The following is a 26,137-nucleotide window of genomic DNA, read 5'->3' as shown; positions in this document are numbered from 1 at the left end:
CTCAAAGCATGCCGTGTGAAGGCAATGGGGCGAGGCCGATTTCGATAGCTGACTTATCGTGATCCGGCAGACTAGACTTACGCCAGATGTCCTACGGGACTGATGGACCAGTATGACGCGCAGCCCATAGCCGCTCTCACCCAGCCTGTAAGACAGACTTACTGCTTAGGGGCTCACGCCATATGAAATCACCTTCCCAGACCAATGCGATTGACTTCGACAGTGCCAAGTTGCAGCGACTGGGCTTTGGTCAGGTGCCTCCCCTTCTGGAGCGTCCGACCAGTCTGGCACAACTGCGCCAGCAACTGAGCCTGCAACTGCAGACCAGCCTCGAACCGCAACGCATCCTCGGTCTGTTTTTCCGTGAAGTTCAGCGCCTCGTGCCGCTGGACGCCTTGGTTTATGCACATCAGGGCAGCGATTTGCGCCTGGAGTTCGGCAGCCGCGGCCATCACTCGATCAGCTACAGCCTGAGCCACGAAGGCGAGCATCTGGGCGAAGTGGTGTTCCGCCGCAACCAGCGTTTCAACGAACTGGAACAAGGCCAACTGGAGTCGCTGCTGTCGTCGTTGCTGTATCCGATGCGCAACGCCTTGCTCTATCGCGAGGCGACGCAGAGCGCACTGCGCGACCCGTTGACCGGTGCGGGGAACCGCATTGCCATGGAGCAGACGCTGCAACGCGAGATCGACATGGCGCGGCGTCATCAACAACCGCTGTCGCTGCTGATGATCGACATCGACCACTTCAAGCGCGTCAATGACAGCCATGGCCACAGCGCTGGCGATAACGTGCTCAAAGCGATCGCAGCGACCCTGAAAGCTCAATTGCGCAACGTCGATATGGTATTTCGCTACGGCGGCGAAGAGTTTTTGGTCCTGCTGTCCAACACCAGCCGCGAGGCTGCGGCGATGGTCGGCGAACGCCTACGTTACGCAACCCAGACCGCCGAGTATTACGCCGATGGCCAGTTGATCGAGCTGACCGTGAGCCTTGGTTGTTCGACATTGCTGCCGGGCGAGTCAGCCGACAGCCTGCTGCGCCGGGCCGACAGCGCGTTGTATGTGGCCAAGCGTGAAGGGCGCAACCGCCTGGCGATGGCAGGCTGAATTTTCCCAGCCACCACAAAACAACTGTTGGAGCGAGCCTGCTCGCGATGCGGTGAATCAGCCAATGCAAGCATTGAATGACACAACGCTATCGCGAGCAAGCTCGCTCCCACAGGGGTTTTGCGTGAGGTACCAAAGCTCGAGAACACCACAAAACAGTGTGGGAGCGAGCTTGCTCGCGAAGGCGTCAGTCCAGCCGAATCAGTAGCGACTGACAGACCGCTATCGCGAGCAAGCTCGCTTCCACCGGGGTTTTGCATTACTTGAAGATCAGTTCTCGACTACCGCCCTGCGCTCGCGGTTGTGCACTACGCGCTCCGACGTTTCCAGCTGCATGCAGCGCTCCAGGAACAGGTACATGTAGTCATAGCTCTTGCAGATCGCCTGGCGCAGTTCGGCCTGCAAGGCCTTGCTCGGGTTCATCCCGGCCAGCGTGCAGATGATTTCCAGGGCCTCCCACGGATGCGCATCGTCGTACTGCGCGTGCATCTTCAGCCACTTCATCGCCCGCTTGCGGTCCTCTTCCGGGAACGCGGCAGCGTATACGCCGGTAGAGCAGACCACCGCCGACCACTCCCCGGTCGCGCCTTCGATGGCGTAGTTGGTCGCGGCGATGGCGACGATCAGCGAATCGGCTGAACTGGTGTGCCAGCACCAGTGACTCAAGGCGTGCAATTCCGGCGGCACCTGCTGGGCCTGGAGGTCTTCCAGGCTGACGCCGTGGGCCCGACTCCAGTGCACCCAATAATCGGCGTGATTGAGCTCGACGCGGATGTTGCGCATCAGCCAGCGTCGCGCCATGTCCTCGCCCGGGTGGCGAGCGAACTTGGTCTTGGTGAGGTTCTGCGCCATATACAACGCAAACTGCTCAACCACCGGCCAGCCCCCGATGAGGTACTGACGCATGGTTCTGGCGCTGAGCTTGTTATCACGCATGCGCAGGTAAAGTTCATGTTCGACAACCCGGCGCTTGCTCTCGCTGCAATCCTGAATCAGCTGTTGTGCCCAGCCAGGATAACTTGCAGCTTCCATGAGGGGTCCGGTTCGGTTGAATGTGTCGATCACTGTTCGGCTCCTTTTGAGTTGTGATTGTACGGATCGGCAGAAGACTTCAACGGAACGTGCCAGGCGCTTTGAATAACAGCGGCTGCGGTCTGGCGGGTCTACTTAGCAAACTGTCACAGGTAAACAATTGCGGGCGTTCAATGACATAACCCTGAGCGTAATCGACACCGATTTCAAGCAATGCCTGCTCGATCTGGGTTGTTTCTACAAACTCGGCAATCGTCTGCTTGCCCATGACATGCCCGATGTGATTGATCACTTCGACCATTGCCCGGTTAATTGGGTCGTCCAGCATGTCCTTAACGAAACTTCCGTCGATCTTCAGGAAGTCTACAGGCAAATGTTTCAAATAAGCGAACGAAGACATTCCGGCACAAAAGTCATCCAGCGAAAAGTAGCAGCCTAAGCCTTTGAGTTCATTAATAAATCGGATCGCACTGCCTAAATTTGCAATAGCACTGGTTTCGGTAATTTCAAAACAAATCATTTCAGGCGGTATGTTGTAGTTAACAAACTGTTCGCGCAGAAAGTGCAAAAACGCGTCATCCCCTATAGTAATGCCTGACAGATTAATCGCACACATTGCTAATGGACCTTGATGTTCCTGAGCAATACATTGGGCAATAACTTTAAATACGTTCTGAACTACCCAACGGTCTAGCTGAGTCATCAAACCATAACGCTCGGCGGCCGGAATGAAACTGTCAGGCAAGATCATTCGCCCGGACTCATCGTGCAGCCGCAACAGAATTTCAATGTGCCCGGCCTCGCCGGCAATCGGCTTGAGCGGGGCGATTTCCTGGGCATACAGACAGAAGCGGTTCTCCTCCAGTGCCATGTGCAAACGTTGCACCCAGGCCATCTCGCCGAAGCGCAGCGACAATTCGGAATCGTCGGCGTGATAGACCTGCACGCGATTGCGCCCCTTCTCCTTGGCCATGTAACAGGCCATATCCGCAGCGCGCAGCGAGGATTCGAGGGTGGTCGGAGTCTGCGCCACATGCACCAGGCCGATACTCACCGTGGTCAGAAAGGGCCGGCCCTTCCAGACAAAATGCAGGTTCTGCACGGTATGACGCAGCGCCTCGGCGATCTTCTCTGCCGCTTCCGGCGCGCAGTTCTCCAACAGAATGCCAAACTCGTCACCGCCCAGCCGCGCCAGCGTGTCGCCCTCGCGCAGCCCGGACTGCAGCAGCGTGCATATGTGCCGCAACAGCTCATCGCCGGCGGCGTGACCGCAGGTGTCGTTGACCAGCTTGAATTGATCAAGGTCGAGGAACATCAACGCATGCCGCCCGGCCTGACGTGTGAGGTTGTGCAGCGCCTGTTCGAGGCGATATTCGAATTCACGGCGGTTGGCCAGCCCGGTCAGCGCATCGTGAGTGGCCTGCCACGACAGGTTGGCAATGTACTGGCGTTCCTGCGTCATGTCGTGCAGCACCAGCACCGTGCCGCTGACCTTGCCGGCATTGCGGATCGGCGCACCGACCAGCGTCACCGACAAGGTACTGCCGTCCAGGCGCTGGATCAGTTTGGAATGCTCGCTGCCGCCACTGAGCTGGCCGCTGAGAATGTGCTCGATCAGCGTCAGGCCTTCGGCCTGGGCGTTGTCATCGAGCAGATTGAACAACGCCGAAAGTGGCAGGCCCGCGGCCTGCTCGGCTTTCCAGTGGGTCATGGCTTCGGCGGCCGGGTTCATGTAATCGATGGCGCCGCTGACGTCGGTGGTGATGACGCCATCGCCGATCGAATGCAGGGTGACGTGCGCGCGATCCTTCTCCAGTTGCAGCGCCTCGGCGAACGCATGGCGTTGTTTGAGCAATTTGTGTGTACGCCACAGCGCCAGCACGATCAGCCCCAGCGCGGTCGCCAGGTTGGTGAACAGCAGCAGGCGCATGATCATCCGCGAGCCTTCGCCCAAGGCATCGCTGAAAGCCCTGGCAGCCGGAGTCACCGCATCGTTGATGGTAAAAATCTGTGCCTTCCAGTGCTGAATGCTGATATCGCTCGCAGAGTTCTGCGAAATCCCGCGATGCATTTCCTGAGCGACGTCATCGAGTTGGTCCAGATAAGCATCACCGACCGTCCAGCGATCGATGGCGGTTTCCAGATAGCTGAAATGGCGAAAATTGAGGTACAGCCAGATCAGGCTGGAGACGTCATCGGGATGGTTGCCGCCCTTGAGAATGCCTTCGCGCGCTGCGGCCAGATCCGGCGGCTGGCGATCCAGTGCCAGGCGTAATTGATGCCCGCCCTGCGGGACGCCGATCGCCTCGCGATACTTGAGAAAGATCGCCTCGTCACGGCTGTCGGCGTACAGGTTGAGGTAATAGATAGCGTCTTTCTGCCCCTTGGACCAGAGACTTTCCCCGGCAACGTAGCCGCGAACGGCCGAGAGCACATACAGACTCACGCCACCCAACAACGCTTGAAACAACACAACGGCAATAAATGGCCAGACGATGCCCAACAACCGTGGCGTTCCGAGAGTCCGCTTTTGCTTCATGAGATCCCTTGCGCAAGCACTGCCAGATGAACACCGGAAAATCCCGCTCCTGACAGCTCAGCCTAGGCTAATTTTCGACATGTCAAAGGGACAGCTCTGCCGTCCTCTACGTCGATCGTGCAAGTGGCCGGTCCGAAATAGCGCCTGGAGTGGTTTTACTCGATGCAATTCAAGCACTAAGCACAGAAACCGCGCTGAATTTCAAGGCCGCTGGATCTGCTGCAGATGACCGTAGAGCTTGGCATACAGGCCGCCGTCGGCGATCAGTTGCTGATGATCACCGTCTTCAGCAATCTGACCGCCGTCGAACACCAACACGCGATCAGCTTGCTTCACCGCCGACAAGCGGTGGGCAATGATCAGCGTGGTGCGGCCGTTGAGGAAGCGCGCCATGGCCTGGTGCAGGTTGTATTCGGTAGCGGCGTCGAGGGCCGAGGTGGCTTCGTCGAGGATCACCACTTTCGGCTCGGCGAGGATCATCCGCGCGATCGCCAGACGCTGGCGCTGACCGCCGGACAGACGCACACCGGAGCGCCCGACGATGCTGTCAAGGCCGTTGGGCAAGGCGCGCACGGTGGCTTCGAGCTGGGCAATTTGCAGCGCCTGCCAACAGGCTTCGTCGCTGCGAGTGCGACCCATGGTCAGATTGGCACGCACGCTGTCGTTGAACAGCGCCGGATGCTGCAACACCACTGCCACGTTCTCCCGCACGGTTTCCAGGCCGATCTCCTGCTGGGTCGAGCCGCCGAAACGGATGGTCCCGGCCAGCGGCGTGTACAGGCCAAGCAGCAGTTGCACCAAGGTACTTTTGCCGCCGCCGCTGGCACCGACGATCGCCACTTTCTCACCCGGCGCAATCGACAGGTTCATCTGGTCCAGCACCAGTTCATCGCCATAGCCGAAGCTCAGGCCTTGCACCTGGATGCCGACGGTGTCGCGGCCCTTGAACGGATCGACGCCGCCGGGGTATTGCGGCTCATCGGCGCGCGCCAGCAGTTCGTTGATCCGCGCCAGCGCCCCGCCCGCCGCGTAATAGGCGTATTGCAGATTGAGCAGTTGCTCGACCGGGCCGATCATGAACCACAGGTAACTGAACACCGCGAGCATCTGCCCGATCGACAGGTCGGAAAACAACACGGTGAGCATTGCCGCCGCACGGAAAATATCGATGCCAAACTGGAACAGCAAACCACTGGCACGGTTCGAGGCGTCGGTTTTCCACTGCGAGTTGACCGCGTAGTTGCGCACTTCCTGGGCGCGCAGGCCGAGGCGCCCGAGGAAAAAGCCCTGGCGGTTGCCGGCGCGCACTTCCTGAATCGCGTCGAGGGTTTCGCTCAGCGCCTGGGTAAAGCGCGCTGTGCTGTCGTTCTCGAGTTTCTTCAGGTGTTTGACGCGTTTGCCCAACTGCACCGTGGCGTAGATCACCAGCGGGTTGAACAGCAGAATCAGCAGCGCCAGTTTCCAGTGCATCCACATCAGGATGCTGGCGGTGCCGACCAGCGTGAGCATCGCCACCAGAAAGCGGCTGAGGGTTTCGCCGACGAATTTATCGAGGGTGTCCAGATCGGTGACCAGATGCGTGGTCACCGTACCGCTGCCCAGACTTTCGTATTCGCCCAGGGAGATGCGTTTGAGCCGTTCGATCAAACGCACGCGAATGCGGTAGACGATGTCCTTGGCCAACCGCGCAAACAGCCGCGACTGCAACACGCCAAAGCACAGCGCACTGCAACGCAACGTCAGGGTGACGACCAGCATCAAGCCGATATAACCCGCCGCTTGCTGCCACATGCTCGGCAGAAAATGGTTCATGACTTTCAGCGCCGCATCGCCATGACCGAGCAATACTTCGTCGACCAGCAACGGCAGCAACAGCGGAATCGGCACGCTGCACAGCGTTGCCAGCACGGCCACGCCGTTGGCGATCCACAGGGATTTTTTGTGCGTAAGTGCCAGACGCCGGACTTCTGCCCAGCTCAGCCGGTCGGCACGCTTGCCGGCTGAGGTGTCATCGCCCAGATCAGGCACGGGCGGCGCGCTCCAGCCATCGACCCAGTAACGGCGACAGTTCACTGAGCGGTTGGTAGCCGTTGGTCAGCAACGCCAGTTGGCCGTTGCGTTCGGCGAGCAGGGTCGGGAACCCGGCAATGCCCAGATCCTGTACCCAGGTGAAATCGGCCTGAGTCGCCTTGTGCTGATCGGCATGATCGAACAACGCGGCGAACTCGATGCGCGGCACACCCGCCTGCTCGGCGAGCTCAACCAGCACGCTGGCCTGGGTCACGTCGCGACCTTCAGCGTAAAACGCCTGCTGGATCAGCCCGACCAGTGTCCACGCGCAATCCGGCGCCAGACTGCGCGCGGTCACAATGGCACGGCAGGCCGGTTCGGTGTCGTAGACAAAACCGTCCGGCAACGCCCCGTCGAGCTTGAACGGCTGGCCGGTGGCCTCGGTGACCGCTTGCCAATGCTCGAGGATGTAGCGCCGCGTGGTCGGTTCCAGCGCCGCGCCGCTGCCGGTGCGCAAACCGCCGACCACCAGATGCAGCTCGACCCCGGCTGCCTGCGCCTGCTCGACCAAGGCCTTGGCCACCGGAGCAAAACCCCAGCACCACGAACACATCGGATCCATCACATAGAGCAGGCGCGCAGACATGGTTAAGCCTCGGTGGATGCTTGCTTGTAGTTGTAGCCGATCGGGTGCGGCTGGTTACGCGCCTTGGCCAGTTCGATCTGCTTTTGCCGGTCGATGGCGCTGCGACGGGTTTTCTCGCTCAGTTTGTCCCAGCAATGCGGGCAACTGATGCCGGGCACGTAATGCTCGGAGGCACGATCTTCAACGCTGACCGGAGTGCGGCAGGCATGACATTGATCGTAGTCGCCTTCGCTGAGGTCGTGGCGCACGGTGACGCGGTTGTCGAACACGAAGCAGTCGCCCTGCCATTTGGTTTCTTCCTGCGGCACCTCTTCGAGGTACTTCAGAATGCCGCCCTTGAGGTGATAAACCTCTTCGAACCCTTCGCCGAGCATGTAGCTCGAAGCTTTTTCACAGCGGATGCCGCCGGTGCAGAACATCGCGACCTTCTTGTGCACGGCCGGATCGAAGTGTTCTTTGATGTACTCGGGGAATTCGCGAAAACTGGTGGTTTTCGGATCGATGGCACCTTCGAAAGTGCCGATCGCCACTTCGTAATCGTTGCGCGTGTCGATCAGCAGGACTTCCGGGTCGCTGATCAGCGCGTTCCAGTCCTGCGGCTCGACGTAGGTGCCGACCTTCTTGTTCGGGTCGACGCCTTCGACACCCAGGGTCACGATCTCTTTCTTCAGCTTGACCTTGGTGCGGTAGAACGGCTGCTCGTCGCAGTACGATTCCTTGTGATCGATGTCGATCATGCGTGGATCGTTTTTCAGCCAGGCGAGCAGGCCGTCGATGCCTTCGCGGGTGCCGGAAACAGTACCGTTGATGCCTTCTTCGGCAATCAGCAGAGTGCCTTTGATGCCATTGTCGACCATCGCTTGCAGCAGCGGCTCGCGCAGGTCAACGTAATCTTCGAGGGTGACGAACTTGTACAGTGCCGCCACGACAATCGGTTGTGTCATGGGTATTTCTCCAGGTGGCTACCCTCGCAAAGGGTGAACCGGATTCAAAAAAAAACGCGCCGGCTAAGCGGCGCGTTGCGGATTCTAGCAAAAAACCAGCGGCAAGCTCCAAGCTTCAAGCGGCAAGCCAAAACTCATTCGCCTTTCACTTGCAGCTTGCCGCTCGAAGCTTATCGCTGATCTCCTCCGGCACAGGTCGGCGACGCCGGGGCGCCATCGATCTCTGCCCATTCCTGCGGGGTGTAGGTGTGCAGCGCCAACGCATGGAACTCGCCCATCAGCTCGCCGAGCGTGCCGTAGACTTTCTGGTGGCGCTTGACCCGATTCAGGCCTTCAAACTGCGCGCTGACTACCACCGCCTTGTAGTGCGTTTGTAACCCGCGACTGTGCATGTGGCTTTCGTCCAGCACTTGCAGATGTTCAGGCTGCAGCAGGCCCAGCGTCGATTCGATGCGTTGTTGCATGGTCATCACGAACTCCGCTTATTTCTTCTTGGCCGGTGCAGCGGCCGGGGTCAGCTCTTTGGTCATGTCGTCGAGCAGCTTGTTGACCACTGGCACAGCGCTTTCCAGCTTGCCCTGGGTCATCTGCGCCGATTGCTGGGTCAGCTGCGGCATTTTTTCCAGGACCTTTTTGCCCAGTGGCGACTGGTAGAACGCGACCAGGTCCTTGAGCTCGGATTCGCTGAAGTTGCTGGTGTAGAGCTTGACCATGTCTGGCTTGAGCTTGTTCCAGCCTATGGCCTGGTCCAGCGCGGCGTTGGCTTTGGCCTGGTAGGTTTCGAGGACGGCTTTCTTGGCCTCGGGGGCTTTGGTCTGCTCAAAACGCTGGGCAAACATTTGCTGCACTTGCATGTACACCGGAGTGCCCAGTTTGTCAGCGTGAGCCAGGGTCAGGAAGGCTTCGGCACTGGCGTTGTGGCTGGCGGTATCGGCAAGCACCTGGCCGCTGGCGCAAACCAGTGCAACCGCGGTACAGATGGCACGAAGACGAGTCATCGAGTTTCCTTTTAAGCAAAGCGAGGTCAAACCCCAAGGGCGACCATTCTGCGCCTAACGATTGCCGCGGCTCAACCCCCAAGCCTTGCCGCGCTTGATTGGCCGGGTCGGCCGGTCAACAATCAGGCGGATGGAACCACCACGGCCGATGCCGGCCTAAACTGCGCAAACAGACCAACAGGAGTGTGCACGATGAGCCGTATCGAAACCGACAGCCTGGGCCAGATCGAAGTCCCGGACGACGCTTACTGGGGTGCTCAGACGCAACGCTCGCTGATCAACTTCGCCATCGGTCAGGAACGCATGCCGTTACCGGTATTGCACGCCCTGGCCCTGATCAAGAAAGCCGCCGCGCGGGTCAATGACCGCAACGGCGACCTGCCTGCCGACATCGCCCGGCTGATCGAACAGGCCGCCGACGAAGTGCTCGACGGCCAGCACGACGACCAGTTCCCGCTGGTGGTCTGGCAGACCGGCAGCGGCACCCAGAGCAACATGAACGTCAACGAAGTGATCGCCGGTCGCGCCAACGAGCTGGCCGGCAACCCGCGCGGCGGCAAGACGCCGGTGCACCCGAACGATCACGTCAACCGCTCGCAAAGCTCCAACGACTGCTTCCCCACCGCCATGAGCATCGCCACTGCACAAGCCGTGCAGGAGCAATTGCTGCCAGCCATCAGCGAGCTGTCCGGTGGCCTCGCCGAACTCGCGGCGCGCCACATGAAACTGGTGAAGACCGGACGCACGCACATGATGGACGCGACGCCGATCACCTTCGGGCAAGAGTTGTCGGGTTTCATTGCGCAGCTGGATTACGCCGAACGGGCGATCCGCGCCGCATTGCCCGCGGTATGTGAACTGGCTCAGGGTGGCACCGCGGTCGGCACCGGGCTGAACTCGCCACACGGTTTTGGTGAGGCGATTGCTGCGGAACTGGCCGCGTTGTCCGGCCTGCCGTTCGTCACCGCACCGAACAAGTTCGCCGCCCTCGCCGGCCACGAACCGCTGGCCAGCCTCTCCGGCGCGCTGAAAACCCTCGCCGTGGCGCTGATGAAGATCGCCAACGACTTGCGTCTGCTCGGTTCCGGTCCGCGTGCAGGCTTTGCCGAAGTGAAGCTGCCGGCCAACGAGCCAGGCAGCTCGATCATGCCGGGCAAGGTCAACCCGACCCAGTGCGAAGCGCTGTCGATGCTCGCTTGTCAGGTACTCGGCAACGACGTGACGATCGGCATTGCCGCCAGTCAAGGTCACTTGCAGTTGAACGTGTACAAACCGGTGATCATTCACAACCTGCTGCAATCGATCCGCCTGCTCGCCGATGGCTGCAGTAACTTCCAGCAGCATTGCATTGCCGGGCTGGAACCGGATGCCGAGGCCATGGCCCGTCATCTGGAGCGTGGGCTGATGCTGGTGACGGCGCTGAACCCGCACATCGGTTATGACAAATCGGCGGAGATCGCCAAGAAGGCCTACAGCGAAGGGCTGACCTTGCGCGAAGCGGCGTTGCAGTTGGGGTATCTGACCGATGAAGAGTTTGATGCCTGGGTGCGGCCGGAGAACATGATCGAGGCTGGGGCCAAGGGCTGAAATCTTCGGCGTCTGGAAGTCAGCCTTCGCGAGCAAGCTCGCTCCCACAGTAGACCGCATTCTCATGCTGGGATTGCGCGAAAATGTGGGAGCGAGCTTGCTCGCGAATGCGGCCGACTCGGTCTAACTGGCTGCCATCTTCATCCGCCGCGCCTTCAATCCGGCCATCAACGACGGCCCCAGCGCCACCAGGGCCGAGCCCAGCACCACCAGCACCGCCCCGCCATAGCCCAGCGCATTGATCTGCTCGGCATGCACATATTCCGGCCAGATCCGCGCCGCCATCGCCACCGCCGCGAACGTCACCAGCGGCGTGATTGCCAACGTCGCACTCACCCGCGACGCTTCCCAATGCGCCAGCGCTTCAGCGAACGCGCCGTAGGCAATCAGGGTGTTCAGGCAGCAGGCCAGCAGCAACCAGCCCTGCAGCGGACTCAGGTCCAGCGCTTCGAGCGGATGCACCCACGGCGTCAGCAACAAGGCGCAGAACAGGTAGATCACCATCATCACCTGCAGCGAATTCCACACCGTGAGCAATTGCTTCTGGCCCAGCGCATAAAAGGTCCACACCGTCGACGCCAGCAGCACCAGCAAGACCCCGGCGGTGTAATCCGACAGCGAGGTCAACAGCTCCGCCAGGCGCTGATTGAAAAACAGCCCGAAGCCGATCAGCAACACCAGCAAACCAATGCCTTGGCCAATGCTGAAGCGTTCCTTGAACACAAACAGACTGGCGATCAGCAACATGATCGGGCCCATCTGCACCACCAGTTGCGCGGTGCCGGGGCTGAGCAGGTTCAGGCCCATCAGGTACAGCACGTAGTTGCCGACCAGCCCGAGCACCGCCATCAACACCAGCCAGCCGCCCTTGGGCCCGAGCGCTTTGCGGCTCGGCAGGCGCTTGACCGAGGCCAGATAAAGGAACAGACAGCCGCCGGACACCAGCAGGCGAAACCAGGTCACGGTGACCGGGTCCATCACCAGCAGCACCTGTTTGAGTTTGATCGGCAGGATGCCCCAGAGCAACGCGGTCAGCAGCGCGAGGAACAATCCATAGACCCAGCGACCGGACGATATGTGCATGCGAACCCCAAAAGCCTGCTGACAAGAATCGCCATTCTAGGCGCGCATCGGGTTGTGACACAGGGACAGTTGCATTCAGGCCGCGAATGCAACTGTGCAGGTCGCAGCATTATGTTGACGCGTTGCCGTTGATCGACTCGCCGCGCAGGCCAAGTGCTTCAGGCATAAGCTCAATGGACCTTCAAGCCCAATCGCCAGGGAGACCGATGATGTTAGCCATGCGCGCCGCCGACAGCGCCCCCACCATTCGTTTTCGCAGCGACCGGGTGTGCCGGATCAATGGCCAACTGTTTTTCAGCACCCGGGAAAATACCCTTGAGGGGCCGTTTGACAGTCATGAGATCGCCGAGCAGCAAATCCGGGCCTATATCGCGCGGATGCAACAGCAAGATTCCAAAAGATAGTCCGCGGCGCTGCATTCACGAGCAGGCTCGCTCCCGCAAAGAATCTCGATGGCCACACCATCCATGTGTGACCGCCGACCTGTGGGAGCGAGCCTGCTCGCGAAGAGGTCCGAACAGGCGACCAATCCCTTAGCGCACCGCCTCAAACAACCCACTCGCCCCCATCCCGCCACCGACACACATGGTCACGATGCCGTAACGCAAGTTACGCCGCTGCAACTCGCGCACCAGATGCCCGACCTGGCGTGAGCCGGTCATGCCGAATGGGTGGCCGATGGAAATCGAGCCGCCGTTGACGTTGTATTTCTCGTTGTCGATCTCCAACCGGTCGCGGCTGTACAGGCACTGCGAAGCAAACGCCTCGTTCAACTCCCACAGATCGATATCCGCCACCTGCAAGCCCTTGGCCTTGAGCAGTTTTGGCACCGAGAATACCGGGCCGATGCCCATCTCGTCCGGCTCGCAACCGGCCACGGTAAAGCCACGGAAGAACGCTTTCGGTTTCAGGCCCAGCGCCAAAGCTTTTTCCAGGCTCATCACCAGCGTCATCGAAGCACCGTCGGACAGTTGCGAGGAGTTGCCAGCCGTCACCGAACCGTCGTCAGCGAACACCGGTTTCAGCCCGGCGAGGCTTTCATAAGTGGTGTCAGGGCGATTGCAATCGTCGTGATCGACCACGCCGTCGAGGATCTGCACCTCACCGCTGTTCTTGTCTTCGACGCGATACTTGACCGACATCGGCACGATTTCATCATCGAACAACCCGGCGGCCTGAGCCTGCGCGGTGCGGATCTGGCTTTGCAATGCGTAGCGATCCTGCGCTTCACGGCTCACGCCATAACGCTGCGCCACCACCTCGGCGGTCTGGCCCATCGTGTAATAGATGCCGGGGGTCTGCTGCTTGAGCAATGGGTTGATCAGGTGATCGGTGTTGACGCTTTTCAGGGTCAGGCTGATCGACTCGACGCCGCCGGCCACGATGATCTCGCTGCAACCGGAAGCGATCTGGTTGGCGGCGATCGCAATGGCCTGCAAGCCCGATGAGCAGAAACGATTGAGGGTCATGCCCGCCGTGCCGGTGCCGAGGCGCGACAGCACCGCCACATTGCGGCCGATGTTATAGCCCTGGGCACCTTCGTTGGAGCCGGCGCCGACAATGCAATCCTCGACGCTGGCCGGGTCGATGTCGTTGCGCGTCAACAGGGCATTGACGCAATGGGCCGCCATGTCATCGGGGCGGGTCTGGTTGAACTTGCCGCGAAAGGATTTGGCCAGGCCGGTCCGCACGCTGTCGACGATCACCACTTCACGCATGGCATACCTCATTGTAGTTGTCGGTTGAGAGTGGCCCTGAGCATAAGTCCACCTTCTTGCCGACCGCGAGGATCATTCACCCGGCGTATGCGCAGCCATCGCTTCAGTCCTTGCGTTTCTTGGCCTGCTTGTCGGATTTTTCGAACGCCTCTTCCAGTGCGCGGTTGATCGTACGCAGCACTTTGACCCGCGCCCAGCGCTTGTCGTTGGCTTCGACCAGGGTCCACGGGGCGATTTCGGTGCTGGTGCGATCGACCATATCGCCGACGGCGGCACGATAGGCATCCCACTTGTCGCGGTTGCGCCAGTCGTCTTCGGTGATCTTGAAGCGCTTGAACGGAATCTCTTCGCGCTCCTGAAACCGCGCCATTTGCGTGTCCTTGTCGATGGCCAGCCAGAACTTGACCACGATCACCCCGGAATCGGCCAGTTGCTCCTCGAAATCGTTGATCTCGCCGTAGGCGCGCAACCAGTCGGCCGGTTTGCAGAAACCCTCGATCCGCTCAACCAGCACGCGGCCGTACCAGGAACGGTCGAATACAGTGAATTTGCCGCGTGCCGGGATGTGCCGCCAGAAGCGCCACAAGTACGGTTGCGCGCGCTCCTCTTCGGTCGGCGCGGCAATCGGCACGATGTTGTACTGGCGCGGATCGAGCGCCGCCGCGACCCGGCGGATCGCTCCGCCCTTGCCGGCGGCGTCGTTGCCTTCGAACACCGCGACCAGCGCGTGACGGCGCATGCGTTTGTCACGCATCAGCCCGGACAGCCGCGCCTGCTCGGTGATCAGTTGTTCTTCGTAGTCTTTCTTGTCCAGTCGATGGCTGAGGTCGAGGCTGTCGAGCAGGTTCAATTGATCGACCGGCGTACCCAACGGCGCAGCGCTGACCTCTTGCGGATTGACCTCGGCGCGTTTGAGCGCGCTCTGCAAACCTTCCAGCAGAATCTTGCCCACCGCCAGGCTGCGGTAGTTGGCATCGGCGCCTTCGATCACATGCCACGGCGCGTAATCGCGGCTGGTGCGGCGCAGCACGCGCTCACCATACTTGACGAACTTGTCGTAGGTTTGCGACTGCTGCCAGTCGAGCGGGCTGATGCGCCAGCTGTGCAGCGGGTCGTCGGCCAGCGCCTTGAGCCGCGCCTTCATCTGTTTCTTCGACAGGTGAAACCAGAATTTGAAGATCAGTGCGCCTTCATCGCAGAGCATTTTTTCCAGACGCTCGGCGCCGGCAATCGCCTGATCCAGGCGCGGGTCCTTGAACAAGCCGTGCACCCGCCCCTGCAACATCTGGCTGTACCAGTTACCGAAAAAAATCCCCATGCGCCCCTTGGCCGGGAGCATCCGCCAGTAGCGCCACGCCGGCGGCCGCGCCAGTTCTTCATCGGTCTGCTGATCGAAGGTGCGCACTTCGATCAGGCGCGGGTCCATCCACTCGTTGAGCAACTTGACCGTCTCGCCCTTGCCCGCACCTTCAATGCCGTTGATCAAAATGATCACCGGGAAACGCTTCTGCTGCTGCAATTCGAACTGGGCTTCGAGCAAGGCTTCGCGCAAGGCCGGGACAGCTGCATCAAAGGTGTCATCGTCGATGGCGTGACCGATTTCAGCGGATTCAAACATGGGGACGGCTCCTTCCAGGATTCAGCAAGACTAGCGGATTGGGCACAACAGCGGCGCAGAAATTCCCACCGGTCGCGGATTGTCAGTGAGCGGCCGACCGCATGCCTTGCCATGGATCAAGCAGCGCCGGCGCGATCGGCTAGAATGGCCGCCTTGCCGTTGCCGAGCCTGCCATGAAACCTGTACTGCCCCACGCCCAGCTCGATTGGGATGACCAGGGACGCCCGCGTTCGCGAGTGTTCGATGACGTGTATTTCTCCGACCAGTCAGGGCTCGACGAAACCCGCTACGTGTTCCTTGAACAGAACCGTCTGGCCGAGCGTTTTGCCGCCCTGTCGGCGAACGGGCGGCTGGTGATCGGCGAAACCGGCTTCGGCACCGGGCTGAATTTTCTCTGCGCCTGGCAGCTGTTCGAGCAACATGCCGTGGCCGGTGCGCGGCTGCATTTTGTCAGCGTGGAAAAATACCCGCTGAGCCCTGCCGATCTGCAGCGCGCCCTGGCGCTGTGGCCGCAACTCAAGCCGTTGGCTGATCAATTATTGCGGCAGTACGTGGCGATTCACGCCGGCTTTCAGCGCATCACCCTGGCCAACGGTCGGGTGACGCTGACGCTGTTGATCGGCGATGCATTGGAGCAATTGCCACAGCTCGATGCACAGATCGACGCGTGGTTTCTCGACGGCTTCGCCCCGGCAAAAAACCCTGACATGTGGACCGCCGAACTGTTCGTCGAACTGGCCCGACTGGCGGCGCCGGGTTCGACCATCAGCACGTTTACCAGCACCGGTTGGGTGCGGCGCCTGCTCAACGCCGCCGGGTTCAAAATGAAGCGCACACCGGGCATCGGCCACAAATGGGAAATCCTGCGCGGCGAATTCCTCGGCTGGCCGGCAGACGTGACGCCCCCATTGCCGTACAAACCCTGGTTCGCCCGCCCTGCCCCGTTGACCGCCGAGCGCCGTGCGCTGGTGATCGGCGCCGGACTGGCCGGTTGCGCCACAGCGGCCAGCCTCGCCGCACGGGGCTGGCAGGTGAGCTTGCTTGAACGCCATGCTGCCGTCGCGCAGGAAGCCTCGGGTAATCCGCAAGGCGTGCTGTATTTGAAATTGTCCGCCCACGGCACGGCGCTGTCGCAACTGATCGTCAGCGGTTTCGGCTACACCCGCCGTCTGCTGGAGAACCTGCAACGCGGCACCGACTGGGACAATTGCGGCGTGCTGCAACTGGCGTTCAATGAAAAGGAAGCCGAGCGCCACGCGCAACTGGCCGAGGCCTTCCCGGAAGATCTGTTGCAGTGGCTGGAGCAACCGGCGGCGCAGGCCCGTGCCGGGGTCGGTGTGGCCCATGGCGGGTTGTTCTACCCCGAGGGCGGCTGGGTGCATCCGCCGGCGCTGTGTCACGCGCAAGCCGCGCAGCCGAACATCGAACTGCTCAGCCATCACGACGTGCTGCAACTGCGCAAGGTCGATGACCAGTGGCAAGCGTGGGACGGCGAGCGCTTGCTCGCCAGTGCTGCGGTGGTGGTGCTGGCCGGCGCCGCCGAGATTAAACGCTTTGCGCAGAGCGCCGAGTTGCCGCTCAAGCGCATTCGCGGGCAGATCACACGTCTGACGCAAACCGCGCAAAGTGCCGCGCTGAAGACGGTGGTGTGCGCCGAAGGCTATGTCGCGCCGGCGCGTCTGGGCGAGCACACCCTCGGCGCCAGTTTCGACTTTCACAGCGATGACCTGACCCCGACCGCTGCCGAACACCAGGGCAATCTGGCCATGCTCGAGGAGATTTCCAGCGATCTGGTCGCCCGTTTGCACATTGATCAACAGCCGCTCGAAAACCTTCAGGGGCGCGCCGCGTTCCGCTGCACCAGCCCTGATTACCTGCCGATTGTCGGCCCGCTCGCCGACCTGCCAGCGTTCAATCAAACCTACGCAGCGCTGAGCAAGGACGCCCGGCAAGTGCCGGACAGCGCCTGCCCGTGGCATGACGGCCTGTACGTCAACAGCGGCCACGGCTCGCGCGGGCTGATTACCGCGCCGCTGTCCGGCGAACTGCTCGCGGCGTGGCTGGACAACGAGCCGCTGCCGCTGCCGCGCAGTGTCGCCGAAGCCTGTCACCCGAACCGGTTCGCCCTGCGCAAACTGATTCGCGGCAAGTGATGTTCAGTCGTCGGGTCCAGCGCACAGGCCCAGTTCTTCGATGCGCAATGCCTCGTTGGTCAGGCGCGTCAACACCGCTTCCAGGGCTTGTTCCCGTTCGGCCTTGATGATCTCTGCCTGGCTCAGGTAGTCGGCGTCGGGCACGCTGCTCGACTTTTCGTCCAGCGCAGTCAGTCGTGGTGCGAATTTATCCTCGACGGGGGCGAACTGGCGGGGAAAAGTGCGCTGCAGGTAGTCTTGCCAGAACGCCTGCTTACTCATGAACTGCAGCCATTTGGGCGAGAGCTCGGCGGTATTGACTCTGTTTTGCGCCACGTCCAGATCAGCCTGGGTGACACCGGCCAGTGAGCCGTAGCGCATATGCTGCGGCTGGCTGGGCAAATCCAGTGTCTTGGCGAGGCCGGTACGATAGGCAAGATTGACCTCCAGCGGATCGAACCTGGGAAATTTTGCGGCATGCTCTCGGGCTATCTCGTTCAATTGTTCGAGCCTGAACAGACCACGTCCCAGCTTGAGCAGCGGTTTGGCGCTGGTGATCTTGCCCCCGGCGACGCTGGTGATCCGCTCGACTTCCACCGCCACTTCCAGATAGCTGAAATTGATGGCAGCGCTGTCTGTGCAATTGATCGGACTGGCCGCCAGATTCAGCAATTGATCACACAACTGCGCGTCGCGCTCTGCCGCTTTGAGCACGTTCCAGACGCGCAGCCGCAGGTCGTCCTTGATCTTCTCTGAATCGGCGGTGTTGCCGAGTTCTGCGAGCAGACGAAACAGCCCTTCGGCCCTTGTATCGTCTTTGAAGGCGTTCCAGATTCGCTCACGTTCGAGCCCTTGCGGTCCGACATCTTCAGGCAACCAGAGCGAGCGTGCCGTCTGCTCGTCGAGGCGAGCGATATCGTCCTGCAGATAGCCCATGCCGACGCCGACATTATCGCGGTAAGTCTCCAGAAAGGTTTTGCTCGGATCGTCCAGGGGATTGAAGCGCAGGTTGAGCGCCTGACTGAAACGTCTCGAAGTTTTGAACAGCCACTGCGGCAGGAGCTTGATGCTGTTTTCGCTCAGGTCCGCCCACTCCAGATACGGCAGACGCGAAAAGCCTTTGGGCAGCTCGGTAATGCCGGTGTCTCGCAGCAACAGCCGACGCAGATTGAGCATCCGAGCGACATCCGGCGTCGCATCCAACGGGTTCTTGTTGAGATTCAAATGCTCCAGTTCGACCAGACCGTTCAGCTTTTTCAGCGTCTGCTCGGTCAACCGGATCTTGTTGCCCGCCAGACTCAGCCGGTTCAGATCGGGCATGTGCGACAGCACTTCAGGCAGACGCGTCATGGCGTTGTCATCGAGTTCCAGCGACTGGAGCTGTTTGAAGGATTTGAGGAAATACGCAACATCATCGTCCAGTGCCATATTGCGCATCGACAGTTGCTGGATGTGGTCAAAGCTGATCCCCGGTGGCAACGTCGGCAGCTTGCCGACGCGCATGCCGTCAAGGTTCAGCACGCCAACCGCTTTGCCATTTTCGTTGTTCGCCTGATAAAAACGCCGAAAGCCGTTTTCAATCAGCTCGGCGACGGTACGGCGACTGTGTCGAACCTCGGCCAGATCACCCCCTACGGTGTTCATCGCATCAATGTCTTCGCTCCAGGTAAACAGCGCGTCACGCAGACTCTCAAGATCCCCGCGCAAGGCTTTGACTCGCAATGCCCGGCTCAGCGCATCGCCGCCCAGGCCGTCGATAAACTCACTGGCCTGCGCCTCGGTCATGCGCGGATAGAGTTTGCGGACTTTGCGCAGCAATGCCGACGGATGCTTGTTCACGGCTGGCTGATCGCCTTGCACGCAGGCCGGCTCGACCTCCGCCGGTGCGGATTCGCCATCGACCAGCGTGCGCGCCGTGGCCTCGCGCTCGCCCAGCGCCTTTTCGAGTAACTGGCTGCGCAAGCCTGCGGCGTCGGTTGGCAGCGTGTCGGCACTGCTGGCGACGGCCTTGGGCTGTTTGGTCGGGACGGCCTTGAGGATGGCGTCAAACAGCGCGTTGGGGCCGGCGGCGACTTTGCCATGGGATTTACCATTGCCATCAAACGCTTCATAGCCCGTGGCAGATTTTACCAGCGAACATTTTTTGCTGACGGTCGCCGACTCCTCGCCTATCGCTTGCAGAATCGGCCCGGTCAGTGTCTTGTCGCGTATTTCCAGACGCACCTGCGAATCCCAGCCACCGAGGCGCGGCAGCAATTGAATCGCCAGTTTGTCGGTGTCGTCGTTAGCCAGACGGGGCCAGTGAAACCCGGCGAGCGCACGATCGAGGCGCACCTGAGCGTTGGCGCTCCTCACGTTTTGCCCGAGCTTCAACGCCACGCGCCCGTTTGTCCGCAGGCGCTGGCGTTGCACACTCGGCGCCTGGTCGATGAGCCTTTTCGCGTAGCGCGCGGGGATGCCGGCAAAGACCTTGCGCATTTTCAGCACCTCATCCGCGTCGCTCTGGTCGTAGCGTTGATACATACGCTCGAATGCCGCGCGATGGTCGGTCTTCAGCGCTGCGCCGAGTTTTTTTGCCAGCGCCGAGTGCTCGAGGTTTTTCTCGACTTTGGTGCCAAGCAAGGCGTCGACCTCGCTTTGATACAACCCGTCGACAATGCTTTGCAGTAACTCGCCTCGGGCCAATCGATCTTCATCGACCACCACAGCGAGGGATTCGTCGAGCACTTTGGTCTTGGGGTAGGTTGCACTTACGTCCCCTTCGGCATCGATCACCTCGATGTAGCGGTCGGTCGGCCAGCCAGCCAGCTTCGGCAACGCCTGCAGTTGTTCCTCGACGGCCTGACCGGAATGGATTTCACCGCGTTGCAGTTCGTTGCTCAAGCTGCGCAACCGTCGCGCCAGGCGAGCGCGTTCCACGGTTTCGCGCAGGCGCACCGGCAAGCTGACGTTGTCGGTAAAGGCCTGGTGCAGTTCTTCCGGCGGGATGCCACAGAGGCGGCGGAGCATGTCCAGATCGCTGTCGGCGAATTCGCTCAACGATGGATCGATGCGTTTGAGCGCGTAGGCAATACTGCCCCACTCTTCAGGTTCTTCGGCGGGAAGCCGCCAGCCGCCTTCGATGTGCCTGGTGATTTGCGGGGCATAGGCCTGCGCACGCCGGGCATGTTGCAGGCGCCAGACTTTGCTGTCGGCGGCATAGTCGCCGGCGAAGATTCGATGGTCGACGCGGCCCATGGTCTTTTCGCCGATCTGATAAAGGTCTTTGGAGTCCGCAGCGATGGTGACCCCCGTCGGCAGGGCATGTTCGTAAGGTGCCAGATCTGGCTTCCACAACCGTGGCTGGCCCGCGCCGTTGGTAATGGCGCGAAATTGCGCGAAAAACTGCGGGTGCGCCTGCAGCAGTTTTTTGCCCAGTGCACCCAGCGCTTTTTGCCCCCCGGCAAAGGCCGCCATGGCAGCGATGTTTTCCGCCACGCTGAGCAGATGCGCCAGCGCTTGCTGATGATCACCACGGCGCCAGTCCTCAACGCCTTCGTAGACTTCAGCGAGCATCTGCCCGACTGCAACGCCCATCATCAATTGCCCGAGCACTGGCACGAACAGCCCGGCGACCGAGAGCACCGTTACGCCCAGCTGAAGGAAATCGAGCAGGCGTTTTTTTCGCACCTCTTCATCGATATCTGCGGTCGGCACTGCCAGCTTGCGTGCGTCGAGCTGTAGCTTGCCGACATGGCTCTGCACCATGAATTCGAAGAGCGGCACAGTCATCGGCCACTGTTTAACAAATCCAGGATCAACGCTGTCGGCGAAAGTCTTGAAGAAATCGGCCTTGTTGTCTTCGTCGAGGCTGTTGGCGAAATACTCCTTGAAGCTTGCCACCTGCAACTGCTGTGTCAGGTGTTGCTTGAACGCGGTGAAGCTCGGGTATTCATACAACGGTCGTTGCGGTTCGCCGGCCATGTACACCAAACACCGTTCACTCGGATACAGCTCTACCGAACGGCTGGAAAACACCACCACGCCCCAGATGCAGCTGTCGAGAATCTGCACGCCTTGCATAGTCATCGGTAATTTGTCGTAGAGGATGATCTCGTTCGATAGCACGCCATCGACGTCGATCAGTTTCTGCAACACCTGCCGGGTGGCCGCGGTGATATGGCCCTTGAGTGCGGCCTGCTGCATGTCCAATTGCAACAGCTGTTTTTTCAGCTTGGCGATATCCCGGGTCATGGCGCTGGTGGCGATGACTGTGCCATCGCTGTCGCGCAGGCCGAAAACCTTCTGGAAATGCTCCTGATAGCGTTTGCCCAGGTCCAGTTCGCGGCACAGTTTGGCGAAAGCCACCGGTGTCAGTCCGCTTACGCCTTGGGCGGCACTGCTGATGCGAATGAAGCTGCCTTCCGGGAACGTATCGGTCGCCTCGCTTTCGGTGAAGTTCTGCATTGCCGCTTGCAGCAGCGTCGGCGTGGCGTGAGGGAAGGTCTGAATGCCGTTTTCATCGATAGAGGTTGCCGGGCAACCGCAGTCGACGCCAGGCAGACTGAGAAAATCTTTCTCGACATCAAACGTCACCGCCGGCCATTTACCGCGCAGGGCCATGTGCAATTCATCAATGCAGAAAGCGGGCAAGGGTTTCAGCGCGAGCAGGTCCTTGTCGACCCGCACTTGCGTGGCGTGCAGGTCGTGCGCTGTCTGATCGAGTGCAGCCAACGCGGCGGGGCTTGCTTTGAGCAGATGCGCTGGGAAGGTTTTCTGCAACGTTTGCGCGGTATCGAGATCGGCGGTGGCATCGAGTAGCGTGCGCAGGATGGCGTCGTCACTCGGCAAGGTTGTGTTCACTGTGGCGGGCATCGGCAATAGTCCTTTATGGCGAGGTCGTGCCGATGAACCTATCGAATGGCCGGGATCGCAGGTGGTATCTGCTTATCGCCGCCATAAAACCCGGAAATTTTACGGCTGATACAGGACCCGAACCGCGGCTTATAACTTATCGTTCTAAAACTCCACCTACCGTGGCGGGTCAGTTTCTGAGTACCCGCCCTTTTGGCGAGGTGCCGTTTGCCCCCTCCCCAACGGAAAAACCGGTAAGGATTTTATGTGTGGATTAGCTGGCGAGTTACGTTTTGATCAACAACCTGCAGACCTTGCAGCCATCGAGCGCATCACCCATCACCTGGCCCCGCGCGGCCCTGACGCGTGGGGCTTCCATGCCCAAGGGCCGATTGCCCTGGGCCATCGGCGCCTGAAAATCATGGACCTGTCGGACGGCTCGGCGCAGCCGATGATCGACAGCCAACTGGGCCTGTCGCTGGCCTTCAACGGCGCCATTTATAACTTTCCGGAACTGCGCGCCGAGCTGGAAGCGCTGGGTTACGCGTTCTATTCCGGCGGCGACACCGAAGTGCTGCTCAAGGGTTATCACGCCTGGGGCGAAGCGCTGCTGCCCAAGCTCAATGGCATGTTCGCCTTCGCCATTTGGGAGCGCGACGCGCAGCGTCTGTTCATCGCCCGTGACCGTCTCGGCGTGAAGCCGCTGTACCTGTCGCGCACCGGTCAACGCCTGCGTTTCGCCTCGGCCCTGCCGGCGCTGCTCAAGGGCGGCGACATCAACCCGATTCTCGATCCGGTGGCGCTCAATCACTACCTGAATTTCCATGCCGTGGTGCCGGCGCCGCGCACGCTGCTGGCCGGGATCGAAAAGCTGCCACCAGCGAGCTGGATGCGCGTCGAAGCCGACGGCAGCACCGAGCAGAAAACCTGGTGGACCCTGCCCTACGGCCCGCACGAAGACGAGAAAAATCTCAACCTGGAAGACTGGGTCGACCGCGTCCTCGACAGCACTCGCGAAGCCGTGGCAATTCGTCAACGCGCCGCAGTCGATGTCGGTGTGTTGCTCTCCGGCGGTGTCGATTCGAGCATGCTCGTCGGCCTGTTGCGTGAAGTCGGCGTGGAGAACCTGTCGACCTTTTCCATCGGTTTTCAGGACGCTGGCGGCGAACGCGGTGACGAGTTCCAGTATTCCGACCTGATCGCCAAACACTACGGCACTCAGCACCACCAACTGCGTATCGACGAAAAAGAGATCATTGAGCAACTGCCCGCCGCGTTCCGCGCGATGAGCGAGCCGATGGTCAGCCACGACTGCATCGCCTTTTACCTGCTGTCGCGGGAAGTGGCCAAGCATTGCAAGGTGGTGCAGAGCGGTCAGGGTGCCGACGAATTGTTTGCCGGTTACCACTGGTATCCGCAAGTCGACGGTGCAGCCGATCCGTACGCAGCTTATCGCGCGGCATTTTTCGACCGCAGCTACGACGACTACGCCGCCACCGTGCAGCCGAAATGGCTGACCGCCAATGACGCCGCCGGTGACTTCGTCAAGGAACACTTCGCCCAGCCCGGCGCTGATGCGGCGGTGGACAAGGCCCTGCGCCTGGACAGCACGGTGATGCTGGTCGACGACCCGGTCAAGCGTGTCGACAATATGACCATGGCCTGGGGCCTGGAGGCGCGCACGCCGTTTCTCGATTATCGGCTGGTCGAACTGTCGGCCCGTGTGCCCGGCCAGTTCAAGCTGCCCGATGGCGGCAAACAGGTGCTCAAGGAAGCTGCGCGCCGGGTCATTCCGAGTGAAGTGATCGACCGCAAGAAAGGCTACTTCCCGGTGCCTGGCCTCAAGCATTTGCAGGGTGACACGCTCAACTGGGTGCGCGAACTGCTGCTCGATCCGAGTCAGGATCGCGGCCTGTTCAACCCGAGCATGCTCGACAAGCTTCTGACTGATCCTCAAGGCCAACTGACCCCCTTGCGCGGTTCGAAACTGTGGCAACTGGCGGCGCTGAACCTGTGGCTCAGTGAACAAGGAATCTGATTGATGAAACCCCATGCCACGTCCATCAACCAACGCCTGCTGCGTGGTCAGGCGCCGTCGTACGAACGTCTGCAAGCGCGTCTGGCCGAAGACGGCAGCACCCTGCCCTGCGCCCCGATTGCCGTGCATTGCGGCTGGGGCCGGTTGCTGATCGGCCATACCTTCCCCGACCCCGCGTCGCTGGCGCAGGAACTGCTCAACGAACAACCCGGCGAGCGCGACATTGCACTGTACGTCGCCGCGCCGCAGCAGATCCTCGGCCTCGAGCCGACGCAGCTGTTTCTTGATCCATCGGACACATTGCGCCTGTGGTTCAGCGATTACCGCCAGTCCACGCGAGTGTTTCGCGGCTTTCGCATTCGACGTGCGCAGAGCGAGGCGGACTGGCAAGGCATCAACCGCTTGTATCAGGCGCGCGGCATGTTGCCGATCGATCCTGAGTTGCTGACCCCTCATTATCAGGGCGGCCCGGTGTACTGGCTGGCCGAGGATGAAGACAGTGGCGCGGTGATCGGCAGCGTCATGGGCCTCAATCATCACAACGCGTTCAACGATCCGGAAAACGGCAGCAGCCTGTGGTGTCTGGCCGTTGACCCGCAATGCTCGCGTCCGGGTGTCGGTGAGGTGCTGGTGCGGCACCTGATCGAGCATTTCATGAGTCGCGGGCTGAGCTACCTCGACCTGTCGGTGCTGCACGATAACCGTCAGGCGAAAAATCTCTACGCCAAGCTCGGTTTCCGCAACCTGCCGACCTTCGCCATCAAGCGCAAGAACGGCATCAACCAGCCGCTGTTTCTTGGCCCGGGGCCAGAGGCACAATTCAATCCATATGCGCGAATCATTGTCGAGGAAGCCCATCGACGCGGTATCGACGTGCAGGTCGATGACGCCGACGCCGGGCTGTTTACCCTCAGCCATGGCGCGCGCCGGGTGCGCTGCCGTGAATCGTTGAGCGACCTGACCAGCGCGATCAGCATGACCCTGTGCCAGGACAAAAGCCTGACCCACAAGGTGCTGAAAGCCGCCGGGCTGAATCTGCCCGCGCAACAACTGGCGGGTAATGCCGATGACAATCTGGCCTTTCTCGACGAGCATCAGCGAGTGGTGGTCAAGCCGCTCGATGGCGAACAGGGCCAGGGCGTGGCGGTCGATCTGCAGACCATCGAAGACGTGCAGCAAGCCATCGAAGCCGCGCGCCAATTCGATAGCCGGGTGCTGCTCGAGAGCTTCCATGAAGGCCTTGATCTGCGCATCGTGGTAATCGGTTTCGAAGTGGTCGCGGCGGCCATCCGCAAGCCTGCCGAAGTGATCGGTGACGGTCAGCATTCGATCGGTGCGCTGATCGAGGCGCAGAGCCGGCGTCGGCAAGCCGCTACCGGTGGCGAAAGCAAAATCCCTGTCGACCACGAAACCGAACGCACCTTGCACGCGGCCGGGTACGACTACGACAGTATTCTGCCGGCCGGCGAACATCTGTTCGTGCGGCGCACCGCCAATCTGCACACCGGCGGCACGCTGGAAGATGTCACGGCGATTTTGCATCCGACCCTTGTCGACGCAGCAGTGCGGGCGGCACGGGCGCTGGATATCCCGATGGTCGGCCTCGACCTGATGGTGCCGGCGGCGGATCAGCCGGACTACGTTTTTATCGAAGCCAACGAACGCGCCGGCCTGGCCAACCACGAGCCGCAACCGACGGCAGAACGCTTTGTCGATCTGTTGTTTCCGCATAGTCAAGCGGCGGTCTGACAGCGATGTGCTGAATGCACCACCGCTATCGCTAGCAGGCTAGCTCCCACAGGGAATGCATTTCAATGTGGGAGCGAGCCTGCTCGCGAAGGGGCAGCATC

17 protein-coding genes are annotated in these 26,137 nt (G+C 60.8%); 6 read left to right on the top strand and 11 right to left on the bottom strand.

Annotated elements, in window-relative coordinates:
- Window positions 1-182: 182 nt before the first annotated feature.
- Window positions 183-1,109, top strand: coding sequence for a GGDEF domain-containing protein (locus V6F91_RS19965; protein WP_332767430.1), 927 nt, complete (start codon window positions 183-185; stop codon window positions 1,107-1,109).
- Window positions 1,110-1,379: 270 nt separating this feature from the next.
- Here V6F91_RS19965 and V6F91_RS19960 read toward each other — a convergent pair whose 3' ends face one another.
- From V6F91_RS19960 to V6F91_RS19930, 7 genes are all read right to left on the bottom strand, one after another.
- Complete coding sequence (locus V6F91_RS19960; protein WP_423815343.1) at window positions 1,380-2,141, bottom strand: TenA family transcriptional regulator; 762 nt, start codon at window positions 2,139-2,141, stop codon at window positions 1,380-1,382.
- A gap of 79 nt (window positions 2,142-2,220) precedes the next feature.
- A complete protein-coding gene (locus V6F91_RS19955; protein ID WP_332767428.1) occupies window positions 2,221-4,680 on the bottom strand; it encodes an EAL domain-containing protein in 2,460 nt (819 codons plus the stop codon).
- A gap of 201 nt (window positions 4,681-4,881) precedes the next feature.
- Entirely contained in the window at window positions 4,882-6,708 is a 1,827-nt protein-coding gene (locus V6F91_RS19950; protein ID WP_332767427.1) for an ABC transporter ATP-binding protein, read from the bottom strand.
- Complete coding sequence (locus V6F91_RS19945) at window positions 6,701-7,303, bottom strand: DsbA family protein (RefSeq protein ID WP_332767698.1); 603 nt, start codon at window positions 7,301-7,303, stop codon at window positions 6,701-6,703. The genes V6F91_RS19950 and V6F91_RS19945 overlap by 8 nt, the downstream gene beginning before the upstream one ends.
- A gap of 35 nt (window positions 7,304-7,338) precedes the next feature.
- The gene (locus V6F91_RS19940) at window positions 7,339-8,280 is read right to left on the bottom strand and encodes a rhodanese-related sulfurtransferase (protein ID WP_332767425.1); all 942 of its coding nucleotides are present in this window, start codon (window positions 8,278-8,280) and stop codon (window positions 7,339-7,341) included.
- A gap of 170 nt (window positions 8,281-8,450) precedes the next feature.
- Entirely contained in the window at window positions 8,451-8,750 is a 300-nt protein-coding gene (locus V6F91_RS19935) for a BolA family protein (protein WP_258448420.1), read from the bottom strand.
- Window positions 8,751-8,762: 12 nt separating this feature from the next.
- Complete coding sequence (locus V6F91_RS19930) at window positions 8,763-9,278, bottom strand: DUF2059 domain-containing protein (RefSeq protein WP_090285089.1); 516 nt, start codon at window positions 9,276-9,278, stop codon at window positions 8,763-8,765.
- Window positions 9,279-9,470: 192 nt separating this feature from the next.
- Here V6F91_RS19930 and V6F91_RS19925 point away from each other — a divergent pair, with 192 nt between their 5' ends.
- Window positions 9,471-10,865: a class II fumarate hydratase gene (locus V6F91_RS19925; protein WP_332767419.1), complete on the top strand. Its 1,395-nt coding sequence runs from the start codon at window positions 9,471-9,473 to the stop codon at window positions 10,863-10,865.
- A gap of 123 nt (window positions 10,866-10,988) precedes the next feature.
- Here V6F91_RS19925 and V6F91_RS19920 read toward each other — a convergent pair whose 3' ends face one another.
- Window positions 10,989-11,948 carry a DMT family transporter gene (locus V6F91_RS19920; protein ID WP_332767417.1) on the bottom strand — a complete coding sequence of 320 codons (960 nt, stop codon included), beginning with the start codon at window positions 11,946-11,948 and terminating at the stop codon, window positions 10,989-10,991.
- Between the two features lie 209 nt (window positions 11,949-12,157).
- Between V6F91_RS19920 and V6F91_RS19915 the strand changes: the two genes are divergently transcribed.
- The gene (locus V6F91_RS19915) at window positions 12,158-12,352 is read left to right on the top strand and encodes a DUF6316 family protein (RefSeq protein WP_332767416.1); all 195 of its coding nucleotides are present in this window, start codon (window positions 12,158-12,160) and stop codon (window positions 12,350-12,352) included.
- Between the two features lie 129 nt (window positions 12,353-12,481).
- On the opposite strand, the gene V6F91_RS19910 is transcribed toward V6F91_RS19915, so the two are convergent.
- Together V6F91_RS19910 and pap are read right to left on the bottom strand one after the other, a co-directional pair.
- Entirely contained in the window at window positions 12,482-13,666 is a 1,185-nt protein-coding gene (locus V6F91_RS19910; RefSeq protein ID WP_332767414.1) for a thiolase family protein, read from the bottom strand.
- Window positions 13,667-13,769: 103 nt separating this feature from the next.
- Complete coding sequence (pap, locus tag V6F91_RS19905) at window positions 13,770-15,284, bottom strand: polyphosphate:AMP phosphotransferase (protein WP_332767412.1); 1,515 nt, start codon at window positions 15,282-15,284, stop codon at window positions 13,770-13,772.
- Between the two features lie 173 nt (window positions 15,285-15,457).
- On the opposite strand from pap, the gene mnmC reads away from it, so the two are divergent.
- Window positions 15,458-17,437 carry a bifunctional tRNA (5-methylaminomethyl-2-thiouridine)(34)-methyltransferase MnmD/FAD-dependent 5-carboxymethylaminomethyl-2-thiouridine(34) oxidoreductase MnmC gene (gene mnmC / locus V6F91_RS19900; protein ID WP_332767410.1) on the top strand — a complete coding sequence of 660 codons (1,980 nt, stop codon included), beginning with the start codon at window positions 15,458-15,460 and terminating at the stop codon, window positions 17,435-17,437.
- Window positions 17,438-17,440: 3 nt separating this feature from the next.
- On the opposite strand, the gene V6F91_RS19895 is transcribed toward mnmC, so the two are convergent.
- Window positions 17,441-22,270 (bottom strand): NEL-type E3 ubiquitin ligase domain-containing protein, encoded by a 4,830-nt coding sequence (locus tag V6F91_RS19895; RefSeq protein ID WP_332767408.1) that lies wholly within the window; start codon window positions 22,268-22,270, stop codon window positions 17,441-17,443.
- Window positions 22,271-22,514: 244 nt separating this feature from the next.
- Between V6F91_RS19895 and V6F91_RS19890 the strand changes: the two genes are divergently transcribed.
- Together V6F91_RS19890 and ngg are read left to right on the top strand one after the other, a co-directional pair.
- The gene (locus V6F91_RS19890) at window positions 22,515-24,287 is read left to right on the top strand and encodes an N-acetylglutaminylglutamine amidotransferase (RefSeq protein WP_332767406.1); all 1,773 of its coding nucleotides are present in this window, start codon (window positions 22,515-22,517) and stop codon (window positions 24,285-24,287) included.
- A gap of 3 nt (window positions 24,288-24,290) precedes the next feature.
- Window positions 24,291-26,036, top strand: coding sequence for an N-acetylglutaminylglutamine synthetase (ngg, locus tag V6F91_RS19885; protein ID WP_332767404.1), 1,746 nt, complete (start codon window positions 24,291-24,293; stop codon window positions 26,034-26,036).
- The last annotated feature ends 101 nt before the right edge of the window (window positions 26,037-26,137 follow it).

Origin of the sequence: Pseudomonas koreensis, assembly GCF_036668835.1 — a bacterium.
Taxonomy (GTDB): domain Bacteria; phylum Pseudomonadota; class Gammaproteobacteria; order Pseudomonadales; family Pseudomonadaceae; genus Aquipseudomonas; species Aquipseudomonas koreensis_I.
Note: the sequence above shows the minus strand (reverse complement) of the source record. Positions and strands in the feature narration are given on the sequence as shown.

Bases quoted from the DNA above. Each gene is read 5' to 3' on its own strand.
- V6F91_RS19890 (WP_332767406.1), top strand. From the start codon at position 22,515: ATGTGTGGATTAGCTGGCGAGTTACGTTTTGATCAACAACCTGCAGAC.
- V6F91_RS19920 (WP_332767417.1), bottom strand. From the start codon at position 11,948: ATGCACATATCGTCCGGTCGCTGGGTCTATGGATTGTTCCTCGCGCTG.
- V6F91_RS19955 (WP_332767428.1), bottom strand. From the start codon at position 4,680: ATGAAGCAAAAGCGGACTCTCGGAACGCCACGGTTGTTGGGCATCGTC.
- V6F91_RS19930 (WP_090285089.1), bottom strand. From the start codon at position 9,278: ATGACTCGTCTTCGTGCCATCTGTACCGCGGTTGCACTGGTTTGCGCC.
- ngg (WP_332767404.1), top strand. From the start codon at position 24,291: ATGAAACCCCATGCCACGTCCATCAACCAACGCCTGCTGCGTGGTCAG.
- V6F91_RS19960 (WP_423815343.1), bottom strand. From the start codon at position 2,141: ATGGAAGCTGCAAGTTATCCTGGCTGGGCACAACAGCTGATTCAGGAT.
- V6F91_RS19940 (WP_332767425.1), bottom strand. From the start codon at position 8,280: ATGACACAACCGATTGTCGTGGCGGCACTGTACAAGTTCGTCACCCTC.
- V6F91_RS19965 (WP_332767430.1), top strand. From the start codon at position 183: ATGAAATCACCTTCCCAGACCAATGCGATTGACTTCGACAGTGCCAAG.
- V6F91_RS19915 (WP_332767416.1), top strand. From the start codon at position 12,158: ATGTTAGCCATGCGCGCCGCCGACAGCGCCCCCACCATTCGTTTTCGC.
- mnmC (WP_332767410.1), top strand. From the start codon at position 15,458: ATGAAACCTGTACTGCCCCACGCCCAGCTCGATTGGGATGACCAGGGA.
- V6F91_RS19910 (WP_332767414.1), bottom strand. From the start codon at position 13,666: ATGCGTGAAGTGGTGATCGTCGACAGCGTGCGGACCGGCCTGGCCAAA.
- pap (WP_332767412.1), bottom strand. From the start codon at position 15,284: ATGTTTGAATCCGCTGAAATCGGTCACGCCATCGACGATGACACCTTT.
- V6F91_RS19895 (WP_332767408.1), bottom strand. From the start codon at position 22,270: ATGCCCGCCACAGTGAACACAACCTTGCCGAGTGACGACGCCATCCTG.
- V6F91_RS19935 (WP_258448420.1), bottom strand. From the start codon at position 8,750: ATGACCATGCAACAACGCATCGAATCGACGCTGGGCCTGCTGCAGCCT.
- V6F91_RS19925 (WP_332767419.1), top strand. From the start codon at position 9,471: ATGAGCCGTATCGAAACCGACAGCCTGGGCCAGATCGAAGTCCCGGAC.
- V6F91_RS19945 (WP_332767698.1), bottom strand. From the start codon at position 7,303: ATGTGTTCGTGGTGCTGGGGTTTTGCTCCGGTGGCCAAGGCCTTGGTC.